This window comes from Desulfosporosinus fructosivorans (assembly GCF_004766045.1).
In the GTDB taxonomy this organism is placed as follows: domain Bacteria; phylum Bacillota; class Desulfitobacteriia; order Desulfitobacteriales; family Desulfitobacteriaceae; genus Desulfosporosinus; species Desulfosporosinus fructosivorans.
In genome coordinates, this window is sequence record NZ_SPQQ01000003.1 from 299,226 (window position 1) to 316,057 (window position 16,832).

Below are 16,832 nucleotides of genomic sequence, written 5' to 3' on the forward strand. Positions count from 1 at the left end.
TTATACTCAGTATATTAATAGAGGAATTAATAGAGGATACAACGAATTAAACTAAAATAAATGCTTAAATTTGGAGAGCAAAATTAGAAAAATGGAAGGAGTACCCGCTTGATTCAATTAGAAGGCGTCAATAAACACTTTGGTCATTTACACGTTCTCAAAGATATCAATCTAAATGTAAAATCGGGGGAAAAACTAGTTGTCATTGGCCCTAGTGGATCAGGCAAGAGCACGTTGATACGGTGCATGAACCTTCTGGAAAAACCGAGTTCTGGAAAAGTTACTGTTGATGGAGTGGAAATTACAGCTCATAAGGCCCAAGTTGCCAAAGTTCGTCAGTCCGTGGCAATGGTCTTTCAACAATTTAATCTTTATCCTCATAAAACGGTCCTAGAAAATTTAACCCTCGCTCCAATGCTGATTAAGGGAGTCTCTAAGGAAGAAGCTACAACGGACGGAATGGCTTATCTTAAGCGTGTTGGGTTAAGTGAAAAATTCAATGTGTATCCATCACAACTTTCTGGTGGTCAGCAGCAACGTGTGGCTATTGCTCGTGCGTTGGCTATGCGACCGAAAATTATGCTCTTTGATGAGCCAACATCGGCTCTAGATCCGGAAATGATCCAGGAAGTCTTAGATGTTATGATTGATTTAGCTCATGAGGGTATCACAATGGTTGTTGTCACCCATGAAATGGGCTTTGCTAAAACAGTTGCTGATCGTGTCATCTTTATGGATGATGGATTTATAGTAGAATCCAATACTCCGCATCAGTTTTTCGACAATCCAACGAATGAACGTACTAAGTCATTTTTAAGCCGTATTTTGCGCTAACTATATTTCGGCTTAAATCGTTCACGTGAGTTGGTCTAGGTTACTAAGAAAGCGCAGTTTTACTGCGACAAGAGAATGAAATGAGGAGGATTTTGAATGAAGAAAGCTGGATTGGTGCTAACAAGTTTATTATTAGTTGTTGGTTTGGTAACTGGGTGCGGGTCAACTCCACCTGCGGCTACTCCAAATGCTGCAACGGATATGTCGGCCGATGTCAAGGCTATTAAAGACCGGGGTGTCCTCAAAGTTGGGGTTAAAGTAGATGTTCCCAATTTCGGATATAAAGACCCCAAGACGGAAAAAATTGAAGGTTTTGAAATTGATTTGGCTAATGTAATCTCCAAGAAGATTATTGGAACTGAAAAAATTGAAACCCAAGCGGTTACTGCAAAAACTCGGGGACCTTTGCTAGATAGCGGGGAGGTAGACTTAGTTATTGCGACCTTTACCGTTACAGAAGAACGCAAAAAGAGTTACAACTTTTCTGATGCTTATTTTGTAGATGGTGTAAGACTAATGGTTAAAAAAGATGCTGGTATTGCAAGCTTAAAAGATTTGGACGGGAAAAAGATTGGTGTAGCGCAAAGCGCGACCAGCAAGAAAGCAATTCAGGAACAAGCGGATAAGGTTGGAGCAAAAATCAGCTTCTTGGAGTATGCTACCTATCCAGAAATAAAGACTGCCCTGGTTTCCGGTAGGGTGGATTGTTTCTCCGTAGATGGCTCCATTCTTTCTGGATATTTGGATGATTCGACAGTTATTTTAGCAGATAGTTTTAGTCCTCAAGATTATGGAGTTGCCTCTAAAAAAGGAAATGACGGATTAGCCAAATTGGTTAACACGACGATTGCTGACCTGAAAACATCAGGAGAACTTGATAAAATGATCGAAAAGTGGGGGCTTAAATAGTGGTCGGACCTTTTGCCTGGTTTAAATGGGAAGCGCTTTTCCGTGACTGGGCAGTATTTGCTGAAGGGTTTAAAGTTACCATTATGGTAACAGTCCTCTCCCTTACATTGGCACTCATACTCGGGATCATATTTGGGGTATTGGGAACCTCTCAGTGGACACTAGCCAAGGTAGTGAGTCGTGTTTATGTGGAATTTATTCAAAACACGCCACTTGTAATCCAGGTTTACTTCTTGTATCATGTGCTTCCTCACCTGGGCATTATGTTACCTGTTTTTGCAGTGGGTGTTTTGGGTGTCGGTGTGTATCATGGTGCTTATATTGCGGAAGTGGTCAGAGCAGGAATCAACTCGATCCACAGAGGACAGATGGAAGCAGCCTTATCCCAGGGATTTAATTTCTGGGGGGCCATGCGACATGTCATCTTGCCACAGGCAGCTCGCATTGTTCTGCCACCGCTCACAAATCAAGCGGTGAACTTAATTAAAAATACATCGGTACTAGCCATGGTCGCAGGCGGTGACCTAATGTATCGTGCAGACTCTTGGTCAAGCGATAATATCTATTACGGACCTGCATATGTTGTCGTCGGTCTGCTCTATCTCCTACTATGTTTACCCCTAGCGACACTGACACGTCGCCTAGAACGTAAGGCGGGGGTGTCAACATGATTCAAGAACTCTTAAAGCCCGAGATATTTCGGTTTTTTGGTCAAGGACTTTTGACTACTCTTTACATTGCTGTCATGGCCATTTTGATTAGTTTTGTCTTTGGAACGTTCCTGGGCATTGCTCGGTACTCCAAGCAAGCTGTTCTAGGAAGACTCGCGGCTATATACATTGAATGTGTCCGAAATATTCCTATGCTGCTGTTTATATTGGTTTTTCGGTTTATGACCACGCTAAAACCAATTAATTCCGGGATAGCCGCTATCGCGGTCTTCACGTCGGCAATCATAGCCGAAATTGTTCGAGGTGGCTTAAATTCGATCGATGAAGGACAATGGGAAGCGGCGAAGTCGCAGGGATTTTCTTATCGCCATACTTTAATTTATATTATCTTGCCACAAGCTATGCACAAGATGATTCCACCTTTAGTATCTCAGTTTATTACGGTTATTAAAGACACATCGTTTGTCTGGCTTATCGGCGTGGAAGATCTCACGGGTAAGGGTATGATCATTTTAGGACAACTCGTTTCTACCAGTCAGATCTTTGCCGTGTTTGGCATGATTGCTTTAACGTATTTCGTAATGAATTATTCACTTTCGATTTTAGCCCGGAGGCAACAGCTCAAAATGAGGCATCAAAGTTATTAACTTGATGAAAAAGGGCCTTCAAGGCAATTTTAATTTTGATAGTAGGCGACCCCAATTGGGGTCGCCAATTTTTTTTTTAACCTTGGTTGAATTCTTGCATAGGGCAAGTAATTGTTGTTTTTAGACATCATTGAGATGTCATGGGTTCGTTGAAGATCCCAGGGAAGGATGTTGAGGAGGGGATTGTAGCTTAAATAAAGATTCTAGAGAATGACTCCAGTGGGTCTGATGAATAAATCGAGAAGTAGGGATTTTAGACTAGTCTCTTCTTCATGAGTATCAGTCGAGGGATAATATGGCATCTTTCAGTTCACCTACCTATGTAAAGGTGGTATAATTTCGAGAGAAAATAGTCGGTAATTCACTAGGCTTTTCAAGATAAGATTGTTAACGTAAATAATTCCCGTACCGTCTACGAACGCTATAAATAAAAGCCAAAACTAGGTGAACTCGTTCAGATAAAGTTGAACATCGAGACTTAGCTGACGATAGACTTCGTGGAGACAATAATACTGGAGTTGCTAACCTCAAAGGAATACCTATCGGCGTTGGATTACTTTCGCCACCCACCGAAGCAGAGTTCACAGTACCACCCTAGCTACTTATCAAAATGGAAGGCTTAGGATTGGAAGAAGAGTTAGAAAATAATTATGTTCCAACAGTATTACATGAGGGGGGAAGACATGATTCAGGTAACAGATGAAGAGCTGACCCATTTGACTAAAATAGCTTCAGAAATTAAATATCCCAAAGGGCAGATTATTTTTTCTACTGGTCAAAGGACTAATGAAATTTACTTTATTAAAAGTGGTTTGGTCAAAATTTACCGTACTACCTCAGACGGTCGTCAGGTGTCTGTGGCACTACGTTATCCTGGTGACTTTATCGGTTTAGCTGAAGTCCTTAGTAATGTTAATGAGAGAGAATATGGTGCTCAAGCAATGGACAGAGTTTCAATTTTAATTATCTGGAAGGATAGCTTTAAAGAAATGCTTGCAGAAATGCCCGAGTTTGCTGAAAAGATAATCAGGCTGATGAGTGATCGATTGAGAGAAGCACAGAACACGATCTACGATTTTATCATGAACCCTATTCAAGGGAGGCTAGCTATGCTTCTGCTAAATATGGCAGAACGTGTTGGAAATAAAGGCGCAGATGGTATTATTCATGTTCGATTGCAGGTTACCCAGGAGGAACTTGCCTGTGTAATAGGTTCGGCACGTCAAACAATTTCGTCCCTGCTCAACTTGCTTAGGGAAGACGGCAGCATCCAATATGAAGGTCGGGAAATTGTTGGTGTGAATCCTAACAAACTAAAAGCCTGGATTCAGAAATAAGGAACTCATACAGCTAAACATACAGCGAGATTATGGGACCCCCACTTATTGATGTGGGGGTCTTGGTCATCCAGCTGACAAAACAAGTGTCGCCTGAAAGACCTTCGTTTTGTCAGCTGGATTTATTTTTTTATGTCATCAACATGACACATTTGTGTCTCTAACGCGGTTTTAACCATTGGTGGTTATTGTTAAAATTCTCACATACAAAGAAAACAGTTAGTGGAGGAGTGAGCTTATTAAATTTGTTAAGAATTATGGTTACTTTTGCATTACCGAAGAAGAAAAGGAGGGGTTGTAATGTCAGAGCCCGGTTTACAAACAACAAAACAGAGCACGGAAGTTAAGGCGAACGCAACTGAAACTGGCAAAAATAAGTATGCATTAACTGGATTTATTTTCTCTTGGCTAGTATTTGCAGCAATCTTAACAATGGTTCCCACTTCTGAGAGTCTTACTGAGGGTGGACGAGCAGCCTTGGCAGTGATGGGTTGGGCTACAGTTATCTGGTTGAGCGATGGATTGCCTTTAGCAGTTTCAGGTCTGATGATACCAGTGTTATTATCCTTAACGGGAGCAGCTCCAAAGCTCCCCGATGCCTTTAGCGGCTTTACAAGTAACGTTACTTTCCTTATTCTTGGCTGTTTTATTCTAGCCGCTGTTATGCAGACCACTGGCTTAGACAAGCGGATTGCACTCAGTATTGTTTCACGAGTTAAACCCACCGTAGGGAGTGTTTTAAAAGGTTTGATTGGTGCACACTTAGTAACCGCCATTCTCGTTCCTGCCACTAATGCCAGGGGAGCACTATTTCTGCCAATTATTCAAGGTCTGAATAGTCTGTTTGAGAAGACAGGCGAAGGCGCTAGGGCAAGAAAGGTATTTACAATGGTAGGTATCGGTTTCGCTTCACTGGCGAGTGGAACGATTCTGATGCACAGCCATATGTCGAATGTCATCGTAGCCCAAACCATTAATCAGGCGATGAAGAAAGACGTGATCACTTGGGGTACTTGGGCTTGGATGAATTGGCCATTACTCGGTGTTTTGGTAATCATGTATTACTGGGTTAATTGGGTAATGAAATCTAAAAATATTGAAGTCCCTGGCGGCATCACCGAAATCAGACGCCAAAAAGATGCCATGGGTAAAATGACTGCCGCTGAATGGATTGTCTTGGTCACCTTTGGTATTGCAATTTCCTTATGGGCGACGGAACAAATTCATGGTTATAAAATGGCCTTGGTTGCCCTGTTAGCAGTAATGGTACTCTTTATTCCTGGGCTTACCAAGCTTTCCTGGAAAAAGGTGCAATCCAATACGATCTTTGGTACTTGGTTGTTGCTTTGTGGTTCTTTGTCACTGGTATCAGCTTTTGAAAAGACTGGTGTGGACAAGTGGATTGCCTCCCACTTGGTTGGTTTGGCACCGGCTTGGGGCTGGATGGGAGTTAGTCTCTTCATATGTGTAGTTGTCCAAATTAGCCGACTCGGCATTGTGAGCAACGTAGCAGCCGTAACCTTACTGGCACCCATTGTGGCAGCAATGGCTCCGATGCTTGAGCTAAACACTGTAGCCTTCACCATGATGGTGTTAAATGTGGATAGTTACGCTTTTGTTTTGCCCATCTCGGTAACAGCCTGTCTAATCGCTTATGGAACCGAGGAATTTACCTTTGGCGAATTTGTTAAAGTCGGTGCCCCTTTCACCTTAATCGTGATTTTTTATATGGTCTTGATCATGGTACCTTGGTATGCAGTAACAGGATATCCCATCTGGGTACCCACTCATTAATCTAAAAGGAGGAAGATTTGATGTCGAGAGCAAGTTTACCCCAATCCGTTGATAAAATTGAAGAGGTTCGCATTGATACCGACATTCTGATTATCGGTGCAGGAAATGCCGGCTGTTTTGCCGCCATTGAGGCTAAGCGTCTCAACCCTGATTTAAAAGTTACATTAATGGAAAAAGCACACATTGACCGTAGCGGATGTCTAGCAGGTGGTATGGATGCAATTAACACCTATATTAAAAAGGATCGCACCATCGAAGATTTTGTCCGTTGGAGTCGTTCTCAGGCCGGTGGGCTGATCCGTGAAGATTTGACTATTTCGATGGCAGAAGTCTTAAACAAGCCTATTGAAGAATGGGAAGAGTGGGGTATGCCCATTAAATATGAAGAAGACGGTGAAGAATATAAAACTAGGGGTAAATGGGATATAACCATTAGTGGTTCTGAGATGAAAGTCATTTTGGCAGAAAAAACCCGTCAAACTGGCTGTGAAATCATAAATCGTGTAGTAGCTACCAATTACCTAATGGAGGAAAATAAAGTCATTGGTGCTATTGGTTTTGGGGTTAGAGACGGCAAGGTGTATATCATTCGGGCTAAAGCAACCATTATAGCCACAGGTGGTGCGGCTGGTTTGTATAAGCCCTATCAAAACGATGGTAATGACAGCCACCATCAGCTCTGGTATGCCCCCTTTAATGTCGGAACCGGTTTTGCGCTCGGTATTCGTCAGGGTGCAGAAATGACAACCTTTGAAATGCGCTGGTGTGCCACTCGGACCAAAGATTTTAACGGCCCTATCGATACAATTTCAGTGGGTTATAAAACACCAATGATTAATTGTAAAGGCGAGCAAATTCTGAAAACCCGTTATGCTCACCTAGGTGGGGATGCCGCTCCCCGCTATATCCGGGCTAACGCACCGATGGATGAGTGGCGTGAGGGTCGTGGTCCCTGCTATGTGGATACTACCCACATGACGCCCGACCAAATCCATGACATGAAACACGATTATCTAAACGAGCGGCCCAGCTATGTCTTGTTTCTGGCCAGCCGAGCTCAGGATTTGAGTAAGGAACCTATCGAAATCTATGGCTCTGACCCATACATTGTAGGCGGACATACGGCAAGTGGTTATTGGATTGATGTTAAAAGAGCGACCACCTTACCAGGATTGTATGCCTGTGGAGATGTGGCGGGTGGCACACCTAATAAATTTGTGGGTGGTTGTGCCGCTGAGGGGCTATTGTCTGCTAGGGCCGCCGTTGACTATGTGGCTTGTGTAGAGCAGGGTGTTCTTAACGAGGAGCAAATTTCTCAGGAGAAGAATAGGGTTTTTGCACCTGGTTTCCGCAATATTACTGTGGGTGACGGTGTTGCCCCTCGAGAAATGGAAGAAAGGTTGCAGCGGTTGATGGATGAATATGCCGGGGGTGTGCACCAGTTTTTCAGAATGAACAAAGAAGGGTTGGAATATGCCCTGCGCAACCTTAAGATTTTAAAAGAGCAAGTCAAATACCTAATCGCCGCTGATCTCCACGAGTTGATGGATGCTCATGAAGTCATTGACCGATTAGACGTAGCGCAGGTATTAGTGCACCACTTAATGTACCGTGAAGAAACCAGATGGGCAGGGTGGCAAACCCGTGCCGATTTCCCGGAAAAGAATGATGAAAAATTCGATTGCTTTGTAAACTCCCGTTATAACCCCGAAACCGGAGAAGTAGAAATGTTTACTCGTCCCTACGAACAAATTATCTCAGGAGATCGTTTAAAAGCTTAAGAAAGGAGGGTAACGAAGATGCCACCAGTAGTAAATCAAGATAAATGCCAAGGGTGCGGAAAATGTGAAGAGATATGTCCTGGGGATTTGATGGAATTAAATGAGGATAAGAAAGCGTTTTGTCGGGCTAAAAGAGATTGCTGGGACTGTATGGCTTGTGTAAAGGCCTGCCAATTCCAGGCTATTGAAACTAGAATTCCGTATCAATTGGGGTACTATCCAGCTAGACTTATTCCTAAAGTCAGTGAGAAAGAAATTGAGTGGACCTGCATTGATATCAATGGTAAGGTTGATAAGTTCCTAGTTAAGACCCATAATAAATAGAAATCACAACATGTATCAGGATAGGATTTCTATTTATTGTTAATGATTTACTACCTACGATACGTTCTTCTAAGCGAGTGGGATGAGGTTTAGCCCCTTCTCGCTTAGATAGTATTCAAATATATACTGAAATTTTGTTTTCAATGGGATTATGCTGAAGGGTGTAATGACCTAAAGTATTGGGGGCTGTGATTTAATTATCAGGGCTCCTTTTTTGTGACAATTCGTATCTATGACTATAAATGACATTTTTTACGTCTTGCCCTGCTTAACTATATTGTTGTATAATGAATATAAATATTAAATATTCAGGCTATTGACTATCTTCACAATAGTCAACAAAGATATATGCGGGGGGGTTCAAGATGAATCATACATATGTAGAGTGCATTTTTGAGATAATAGATATAAAATATGTGCTTCGACAAGAAATGGATATCTTTTCCTCCTCTTAAAACATAAAATAAAGAGAACTGATTTATCACGATCGATAAATTATTCAAATAAATAACTTTGACACTCTTGAAATAAGGCTACAAATACCCATCAAGAAATACAGACCCAAAAAATAGCAGGGAGGAAATATCAATGGCGCAACTTGAGGTAGGCACTTTAACTGTGGAATTGGATGATGAGGGCTTTCTAGCAGATCAATCAAGATGGAATGAAGATGTGGCCAAAGCGCTTGCTATCGCTGAGGCTGTAGAAGAACTTACCGAAGAACACTGGACGATGATTAACTACATTAGGGACTATTATGAGGAGTATGAGGTTGCTCCTATGGTTCGTAAAATAGTTAAAGATACTGGCTTTGACCGTGACAAGATCTACGTTTTATTTCCGGCCGGTCCAAGAAGGGGTGCTTGTAAAATTGCTGGCCTCCCCAAGCCATCGGGCTGTATGTGAAAGTAGTATTCGGAAATTGATTGACGTTTAACACAGAATAGCTGAGGACTTGTCCTCAGCTATTCTTATGTATATTTCCCCAAAGAGTGATTGTCGCTAAAACCCAATCTCGGAGTCGATTCGTTTAATCTGCCCAGTCATAAAATCTACTGTTTCATCGTCCGTGGAAAAAATCATTTCAATTACTTGTGGACGACTTAGGTTTTTACTTTCACAAAGTTTGTCCAATCTCCTCAGGACCTCTGAATCTATACTAAGACTTATTTTGACTTTTTGTTTTCGTGTACTTATTTTCAATCTGTCCGCTCCTCTTTATCACATCTCTATAAATCTATAAATCTATATATCTATATATCTGTATTGTACTACAATGCTAGCGAACAACAACCTATACTTCAAGTGAAATACGTTCATATTTAACTTATGATTATTAGTCACCACTCTCAGTCCCACTGAAGAAGTGGATGTCTTCACGATTGGATAAAAGCGGCTGAGGATTTAATCCCCAGCCACTTTTATTGCTAAATAATCTTCTACCTTGTCGAACAGACCGACAGAAAACAATTTTTAATTACGTATTAGAATATAAGATCTTTTTTTGAGGAGGAGTCTATATCGAAAGACTAGATTTTTTCGTAACTGCCATCTGCTTCTCTGTTTTAGGTTATGCCCTATGTTACATTACTCTTTCATGTAATAGCAAAATTAAAGATGCAAAACGTTAACTGCGAAAATACGACGTTAAGATAGTGCCACTTCAGGATAAAGGTGCATATGAATCCTTTCAATCCCTAGCTGAGTGCTCATCCGAATTTTACGCCATCGCACGCTGTTAGTCTTAAAAATTAAAGTGACATTTGTATTCCCCACCAAGGATTTTTGCTCTCCTTGCGAAGTACCGATTTTGAACAACTATTTTTTCTCTGGACAGGCGGTTTGACAATAAGCGCCTGTCCTATCTTTTTGTGCGTTTATGAGGGAACATCATAGAGCGTCTTATTCCAAGTGCGATCCTGTTATCAGGGCTCCTTATTCATGAGAAATTCACAACTTTTTCATGAGATAATCGTATCCAAGCGTTACACTAAGGACATGGAAGAACTGCAAACGAACGAAGCAAGCAGTAAATGAAATCAATTGGGAGGTATAAACAATGAGAAGATTTAATAAGAAAGTTACCGCGATTATCGCAACCGCAACATTAGCAGTGGGCCTCATGGCTTTACCGGCCTTAGCAGAGACGACCCGGCAACAAGGGGACGGGTGGTTTGGACAAATGCAAGGTTACATGCAGAAAACCTTTTCGCCAGAGCAACACCAAGAGCTAATGAATTCAGCTGAAATGCAAAACCTTCATAACTCGGAAGGAATGCAAAAGGCAATGCAAACAGGAGACGTTACGCAGATGCTAGAATTCATGAATTTAGATTCAGCGGTTAGAGCACAAATGGGGCAAGAAAACCTTGATAAAATGAACGAAATCATGAGTAATTCCGGAGGGAGCATGATGACTAACGGGAATGGTATGACTGGTTCACGAGGTAATATGATGAACGGAGTCAAAGGGGGAGAGCTATAATGATGATTGGTATAATCCTATTAATCTTTATTGCGTATTACATGTTTAGTTCATCGAATGCTGGAGGGTCATGCTGCGTGGGCCATCAATCTCAGTCAAATAGCTCACTAGATATATTGAGTGAACGATATGCACGCGGTGAGATTCAAAGAGAGGAGTACCTTGAAAGGAAACAAGAGCTGTCTGGGCAAAAGCAGCAAATATCTATTAAAAAAGAATAAATAGCGTTTACTTTATGGATGAATGGGAATATCTAAGGTTGAATATCAAAAATTTGAAGGAGGAATTTATATGATGGGTGGTTGGGGATATGGTGGATATGGAAGTGGCGGCTATGGGATGATGGGGATGGCGGGGATAGGAATGCAACTTATCTTAGGGATTGGGATTATTTTACTGGCTATCTATCTATTTCGTCGCCATGCCTCGCACGTTCATACAGGAGGACTAAATAAGCACAGTGGAATGGACATCCTGCGAGAGCGGTATGCACGTGGTGAGATAGATTCCGCTGAGTATCAGAGTCGGAAAAGAGATCTAGAGGGTAAATGAGTCTGTGATTGGGGCCATCATTGAGCACGTGTTTGTTAAGTGTTTTGCCCGAGAGGGACAGATTTTTACCTGAATAGTTATCATACATTAAATGTTTGAAAGAAAAAGTGGCCGAGGATCTAATCCTCAGTCACTTTTTCTTTCTTGGAAGCTGGACGATGAATACAGTCTCATGCTCGACTTTACTCTGTACGGTGATCGTGCCTTGATGTAGATCTATAATCTGGCGGACCAGCGCAAGACCGATTCCTGTTCCCCCTGTCTCACGGGTCCGGGATTTGTCGGCACGGTAAAATCGCTCGAATATTAAAGGAAGATCTTCTTCAGAGATGCCTATACCAGTATTGCTAATCTTAATTTCAGCGGATGTCGGAGTGCTTGTAAGGGCGACGGTAATCTGACCTCCTAAATTTGAGTACCTATAGGCATTATGCATCAAATTATAGAATAGCCTAGTAAGAAGGTGCTCGTCCCCGGATGTTGTCACAGATTCTTCCGGAGCATTCCAAGTTAGAGTTAATTCCTTTTCCTGGATAAGAGGAAGAAGGCTACGCATAATTTTTTCAAGAAGATGCCTTATGTCCACAGGCTCAAGCTTTAGCTGTAATCCACCGATTTCAGCCACATTTAAGTCTTTTAGATCGCTGGACAAGTCAACTAGACGGTTGATTTCCTCATGAATAGAGGCGAGATTTTCCTGATTTGCAGGAAGAACGCCGTCTTGAAAAGCTTCAATATAACTTTTGATCGAGGTCAAGGGAGTGCGCAGTTCGTGGGCGATGTCGGCAGTAAACTGTTTGCGGAGGGTTTCTTGGCGATTTAAATTGTCTGCCATCGCATTAAAAGCATTTGCAAGTAGTCTTACCTCGTCTTTGGAGCGAACGGAAACACGCTCGTCAAGGTGGCCATGCCCAATACGATTGGCTGCTTGCGTTAATCGTCTGAGTGGAGCGACGAGTTGGCGGCTTGTAAAGAAACTGAGGATAATTCCAAAAAGAAGCGCCAATCCTCCAGCGAAGAGTAGTGAACGGAAAACTGTAGATTGGAAGCGGACATCTTGGGGATTGAGGATCTGTGCGGTTGCAGGGTAGCGAACTTCTGCAGTGGCTATAGTCCCTAGAGGTCCCGACACAGTATATTTTTTTGTTTTCCAACTTGTTGTGGAATTCGAGGACATTCCCATCATACCCATTTCGGCATTTCCGTGCATCATGTCTTCCATAGTGTTGCTTAACGTAGCGATAAGTTTACCGGTTGGATCTGTCAAAGTAACAACTGTGCCCATAGGGAGGGCGTGGGAAACTTCGTTCAAAGACGTAGAATCCCAAGTCCCCTTAGTCTGATAAAGGGCACTCAGACGAGAAGGCAACTGTTCTAACGTTGCCTCATTCGCCTGGGTTAAATAATCACTAAACTGTTGTTTGAATACGAAATTCACGGCAAGCATGCTTAAGGTTAAAGTAATAACCGCGATGATCAGAGTGGAAAGAAACAATTTCGTACGCATCTTATCCACCCGCCCTTGGATTAAACTTGTAGCCGATGCCGTAAACAGTCAAAATTAGTTGTGGATCGCTGGGAGTCGTTTCGAGCTTTTGCCTAATCTTTTTAATATGGGCATCAATAACACGGTCATCTCCATCGAAGTCGTGCCCTTGAACAATTTCTACCAACTGACCTCGAGATAACACTCGTCCAGGATGTTTCGCTAGGGCTCCAAGGATCTTAAACTCTGTTGGAGTTAACGAGACCTCTTGATCGTTAAGCCGGATTTCATGCTGGAGGTTATCGATGGTAAGTCCATTATCATAGGAAATTACGTCAGCAAGGGGCGCAGCTTCGTTATTAGTTCGTCGGAGAACGGCCCGAACACGGGCAACCACTTCACGAGGGCTAAAAGGTTTTGTAATATAATCATCGGCACCGATACTTAAGCCTTGGATGCGGTCCTCTTCTTCAACCTTAGCTGTGAGCATAATAATAGGGACGGAGGATATTTTGCGGATCTCGCGGCACATCTCTGTTCCAGACAGGCCAGGGAGCATTAAGTCAAGGATAAGTAAGTCAAAAGGATTTTCTTTAAACATGGTTAAAGCGATTAGGCCGTTGATGGCCGTACTTACCTGAAATCCTTCCTGCTGAAGATAAGCTTTGAGTACGGTAGTAATTTTTTTTTCATCATCAACTAATAAAATCCTCATGGATGGACTCCTCTCGCTGACCTCGATCCCGTAAGTCAGATTTTCTTTAATTTTTCATAAACCAATTCGCAGGTAGAAGGAGTAGAATTCCCGCAATTCTACACCCCGATGTGTCGAAAACCTCGCTAAGGCTTTACCTAAGGGATAGTGAACTCGTCCCACTGAAGCAGAGTATTGGAGTGCCATTTGTAGAAGGCGGGAATCATCAAGATTGGATCAAAGGGACAATTGGCGCATTGTTCTCTATCAAACGAAGAAAAAATACTTTTAGAGAGGCCCCGAGATTAAAATAAGTCTATAAATTTACTTGACATTTATAATAATTATAATATAATAAATAATATAAAAAGATTTTAGATAAGCTTGCAAGTTCTTAAAAAGAGAGAATAGGGCAAAATTTTATATCAGTTATATGATCTATGTCACGATAAGTTTGAACAGGATTTGGTATAGTTTGAAACAGGATGTTATAAAACCTGACTCCTAAGGAATTTGTAGTAGGTCTATATGGAAAATATATTATTGGGAGGAGGAGTCTATATGGAAGGGCTAGATTTATTGGTAACATCCATTTGTTTCTCTATATTGGGTTATGTATTATGTTACCTTACTCTTTCAAGTAATAATAAACTCAGAACGCATAATGATAACTCTGAAGAATCAATGGAAGGATAATAATATCCTTTTAATGGTTACGAACCTGTTCGTACAAAGAAGTATAAACCTAACGCTATAAGTATGCAGGGACTTAGACTGGTCAATAATCCCCTAAGCTAAATATAGGAAAGTGCATCTAAGGGATCTAACCTAATGGCCTGCTTAGCTGGGAAAACTATAGAGACAACCCCGATTAGGACAGAGGCGCTAACTGCAACTAAGGCCATTAAGGGGTGAAATTGAAACGCAACAGTTTTTTGGAAAGCAATGGGACCGAGTAAAGTGGGGGCGAATTCACCCAAAAGATAGCCGAGAACCCCTCCTGCAAAGCTAACCAAGGCAATTTCGCGAATTAGAATTGTTAGAATATGGCGACGGCGAAAACCGATCGCTCGGAAGACTCCGATTTCGGCAACCCTGTCATTAATGTTACCCATTGTCGTAACGAACACAATCAAAACACCAATAATGCCTAAGAGAGAGGAGGCTATTAGGGAGAAACTTGAAAAGCGATCGATACTTTCTTTGTTACCCTGAACCAGTTGGGATATTTCAGCGACTTTGGCCTCAGGTAAAAGTTCCCTTAAATAGGCCGCTGCTCGCTCGGGTTGAGCTGTATTAAGTTCAATCATAGACCAAGAGTCTTGTCCGGTTATTAGTTGGGACGTCTCAAAATTCGAAAATACTCCATTGTCCTCTGAGCCACCTGTTTCCTGCATCACTCCGACAACGGGGTATTTCTGGTGATCGAGTTCTAAAGTACTCCCAACAACAAGATTATCTTGGCGTGCAAGATCTGCACCGATAATAACTTCTCGGTCATTGGGCAGTTGTCCTTTAATATGCCACCATGGTTTCATTTTTAATTCGCTGGGAAAGTCTACGCCGATGATAAGGTAACGTGTATTAATCCCGGCGACAGAACCAATCATTTTAGGCGCGATTCCGCCGATTATAAGATCTTGAGTCATTTGAATTTTAGTTAATACGTCATAATTCAAATGTTTGATTTCGTAATCAACTCCAGGAACAGAGAGCCCGCCATAGCTGAGTGTGAAATGTTCGGATTTTGGGGTAATGACGACGTTGGCACCATATTGGGTTAAACTTTTTTGTAAATCGTCTTGCATACTTTTGGACAGCGTATTCAACGTGACGGTTAAGCCGACTACCAATAGGAACGTTAGAAATATAAAGGTCGTCTTCCCAATACGTCGGCGTAAATTTTGGATAGCGATATCTGTTAGTGTCATAAAGTACCTCCTAATCGAAGTTCGATGTACGACTTTCAAACTTCACGCCCCGAATCTCGCATATCTCGTGCATCATGCTTAAAACCATGAGCTTATGATCCGGCCAATCTGACCTCTATTTATCGTGTCTCAAAGCACGACCAGATCTCAGATATCCGCGCATCGCTCATCATATATCAAATTACGATCCATCTCTGGTCTGATCCCAGGCTCTGACATCACATGTAGCGCAGAGATTCTGTCGGGTCAAGTCTAGCTGCTTGCCAAGCAGGATTAAGACTTGCGATTAGGCTTATTAATAGAGAGGCAAGTATTGCATAGACGAGCAAATTAAATTGCCAAGGGATATGAACTTGGGTCTTGACTAAAAGGGATCCGTACTGAACGGCTGCACCCATCCCAAGTAAGTAACCCAATAGACCACCCAAACTGCTTAATAAGCCCGCCTCAGTCAGAATGATCCGGATGATGTGGCGTTTCCGGAATCCGATTGCCCTTAGGATACCAATTTCCCGAGTCCGCTCCGCTACAGAGGATTTCATAGTCATCGTTATCACAAGACTACTGGCTAGAAAGAGTATCAAAGAAACGATTCGGGCAAATAGGTTGAACCGATTGACGGTGTCATCCCGAGATTCCAGAGTCGATTTGAGAGCAGTAACTTTGGTACCCGGAAGTTTGGCACTTAACTGTTGGGTGACTTCTTCAATTGGGCAGGTATAACACAACGCAGCAGTTTCTATGAGGCTGATGGCATTGGGGCGGTTAGCCAGTTTCTGGAGCACAGTTAAGTCCATGAAAATGGCCTGGTCATTTTCCACCGACCCAGTAGGTTGGATGATCCCTGCCACCTTAAAATTTTGTTCTTTGATCGTAATCGTTTGCTTAGTGGTAAGGCCTAGGGAACGAGCAACGTCACTGCCTAAGATTACTTCGTTTGCTAATGGAATTTGGTTCTTGGTGAGACCATCCAGTTTCCACCACTTTTTAAGATGCAATTCCTGTGGGAAATCCACCCCGAGTAATAAAATAGTTTGTCCATTGATTTTAGTATCTACCAAAAGTTTAGGGGCAATTGTAGCCAAAGTCTCCTTATTCTTAATCGTCTTCATAAGCGGAATAAGAGACATGTTGAGTTCTTTGACCTGAGTTGGAGCTTCAACTGTTATCCCGCCAAAGGTCATCGCTACACCTGTATCAGGAAGGATGAGGATATTAGAACCGAATTGATCAAGTTTATTGGCGACATCTTCTTTCATGGCTTGGGTTGTCGTAAAGAGGAAGATAATTGAAGCGACCCCGATGACGACACTGAGAACCAATAGAGCAGAGCGCATTTTACGGCGACGTAGATTTTGAAGCGCTATATCGGTTAAACGCATGTATT

17 protein-coding genes are annotated in these 16,832 nt (G+C 42.2%); 12 read left to right on the top strand and 5 right to left on the bottom strand.

Annotation, left to right across the window (positions count from 1 at the left end):
* Positions 1 to 108 precede the first annotated feature (108 nt).
* The 9 genes from E4K67_RS09560 (at position 109) to E4K67_RS09600 (ending at position 9,203) form a co-directional block, all read left to right on the top strand.
* Positions 109 to 834, top strand: coding sequence for an amino acid ABC transporter ATP-binding protein (locus tag E4K67_RS09560; protein WP_135546182.1), 726 nt, complete (start codon positions 109 to 111; stop codon positions 832 to 834).
* A 96-nt stretch (positions 835 to 930) separates the two neighbouring features.
* Positions 931 to 1,743, top strand: a complete 813-nt coding sequence (locus E4K67_RS09565) for a transporter substrate-binding domain-containing protein (protein ID WP_135546183.1) — start codon at positions 931 to 933, stop codon at positions 1,741 to 1,743.
* Positions 1,743 to 2,414 (top strand): amino acid ABC transporter permease, encoded by a 672-nt coding sequence (locus tag E4K67_RS09570; protein ID WP_135546184.1) that lies wholly within the window; start codon positions 1,743 to 1,745, stop codon positions 2,412 to 2,414. Before E4K67_RS09565 ends, E4K67_RS09570 begins: the two co-directional genes overlap by 1 nt.
* Positions 2,411 to 3,061, top strand: coding sequence for an amino acid ABC transporter permease (locus E4K67_RS09575; protein WP_135546185.1), 651 nt, complete (start codon positions 2,411 to 2,413; stop codon positions 3,059 to 3,061). The genes E4K67_RS09570 and E4K67_RS09575 overlap by 4 nt, the downstream gene beginning before the upstream one ends.
* A 683-nt stretch (positions 3,062 to 3,744) precedes the next feature.
* Positions 3,745 to 4,398 carry a Crp/Fnr family transcriptional regulator gene (locus E4K67_RS09580; protein WP_135546186.1) on the top strand — a complete coding sequence of 218 codons (654 nt, stop codon included), beginning with the start codon at positions 3,745 to 3,747 and terminating at the stop codon, positions 4,396 to 4,398.
* Between the two features lie 300 nt (positions 4,399 to 4,698).
* Complete coding sequence (locus E4K67_RS09585) at positions 4,699 to 6,192, top strand: SLC13 family permease (RefSeq protein ID WP_135546187.1); 1,494 nt, start codon at positions 4,699 to 4,701, stop codon at positions 6,190 to 6,192.
* Between the two features lie 20 nt (positions 6,193 to 6,212).
* The gene (locus E4K67_RS09590; protein WP_135546188.1) at positions 6,213 to 7,973 is read left to right on the top strand and encodes an adenylyl-sulfate reductase subunit alpha; all 1,761 of its coding nucleotides are present in this window, start codon (positions 6,213 to 6,215) and stop codon (positions 7,971 to 7,973) included.
* 18 nt (positions 7,974 to 7,991) lie between these two features.
* Positions 7,992 to 8,297, top strand: a complete 306-nt coding sequence (locus tag E4K67_RS09595; RefSeq protein WP_135546189.1) for a 4Fe-4S binding protein — start codon at positions 7,992 to 7,994, stop codon at positions 8,295 to 8,297.
* Positions 8,298 to 8,885: 588 nt separating this feature from the next.
* Positions 8,886 to 9,203, top strand: a complete 318-nt coding sequence (locus tag E4K67_RS09600) for a TusE/DsrC/DsvC family sulfur relay protein (RefSeq protein ID WP_135546190.1) — start codon at positions 8,886 to 8,888, stop codon at positions 9,201 to 9,203.
* 96 nt (positions 9,204 to 9,299) lie between these two features.
* Here E4K67_RS09600 and E4K67_RS09605 read toward each other — a convergent pair whose 3' ends face one another.
* The gene (locus E4K67_RS09605) at positions 9,300 to 9,500 is read right to left on the bottom strand and encodes a ribbon-helix-helix protein, CopG family (RefSeq protein WP_135546191.1); all 201 of its coding nucleotides are present in this window, start codon (positions 9,498 to 9,500) and stop codon (positions 9,300 to 9,302) included.
* Between the two features lie 856 nt (positions 9,501 to 10,356).
* On the opposite strand from E4K67_RS09605, the gene E4K67_RS09610 reads away from it, so the two are divergent.
* The 3 genes from E4K67_RS09610 (at position 10,357) to E4K67_RS09620 (ending at position 11,334) form a co-directional block, all read left to right on the top strand.
* Positions 10,357 to 10,782: a hypothetical protein gene (locus E4K67_RS09610; protein ID WP_135546192.1), complete on the top strand. Its 426-nt coding sequence runs from the start codon at positions 10,357 to 10,359 to the stop codon at positions 10,780 to 10,782.
* Positions 10,782 to 11,003: an SHOCT domain-containing protein gene (locus E4K67_RS09615; protein ID WP_135546193.1), complete on the top strand. Its 222-nt coding sequence runs from the start codon at positions 10,782 to 10,784 to the stop codon at positions 11,001 to 11,003. The genes E4K67_RS09610 and E4K67_RS09615 overlap by 1 nt, the downstream gene beginning before the upstream one ends.
* A 73-nt stretch (positions 11,004 to 11,076) precedes the next feature.
* Positions 11,077 to 11,334 (top strand): SHOCT domain-containing protein, encoded by a 258-nt coding sequence (locus E4K67_RS09620; RefSeq protein WP_135546897.1) that lies wholly within the window; start codon positions 11,077 to 11,079, stop codon positions 11,332 to 11,334.
* Between the two features lie 130 nt (positions 11,335 to 11,464).
* Here E4K67_RS09620 and E4K67_RS09625 read toward each other — a convergent pair whose 3' ends face one another.
* The 4 genes from E4K67_RS09625 to E4K67_RS09640 form a co-directional block, all read right to left on the bottom strand.
* Complete coding sequence (locus E4K67_RS09625) at positions 11,465 to 12,841, bottom strand: sensor histidine kinase (RefSeq protein WP_135546194.1); 1,377 nt, start codon at positions 12,839 to 12,841, stop codon at positions 11,465 to 11,467.
* Position 12,842: 1 nt separating this feature from the next.
* Complete coding sequence (locus tag E4K67_RS09630) at positions 12,843 to 13,535, bottom strand: response regulator transcription factor (RefSeq protein WP_135546195.1); 693 nt, start codon at positions 13,533 to 13,535, stop codon at positions 12,843 to 12,845.
* A 773-nt stretch (positions 13,536 to 14,308) separates the two neighbouring features.
* Entirely contained in the window at positions 14,309 to 15,445 is a 1,137-nt protein-coding gene (locus E4K67_RS09635) for an ABC transporter permease (protein WP_135546196.1), read from the bottom strand.
* Between the two features lie 218 nt (positions 15,446 to 15,663).
* Positions 15,664 to 16,827, bottom strand: coding sequence for an ABC transporter permease (locus E4K67_RS09640; RefSeq protein WP_135546197.1), 1,164 nt, complete (start codon positions 16,825 to 16,827; stop codon positions 15,664 to 15,666).
* Between the last annotated feature and the right edge of the window lie 5 nt (positions 16,828 to 16,832).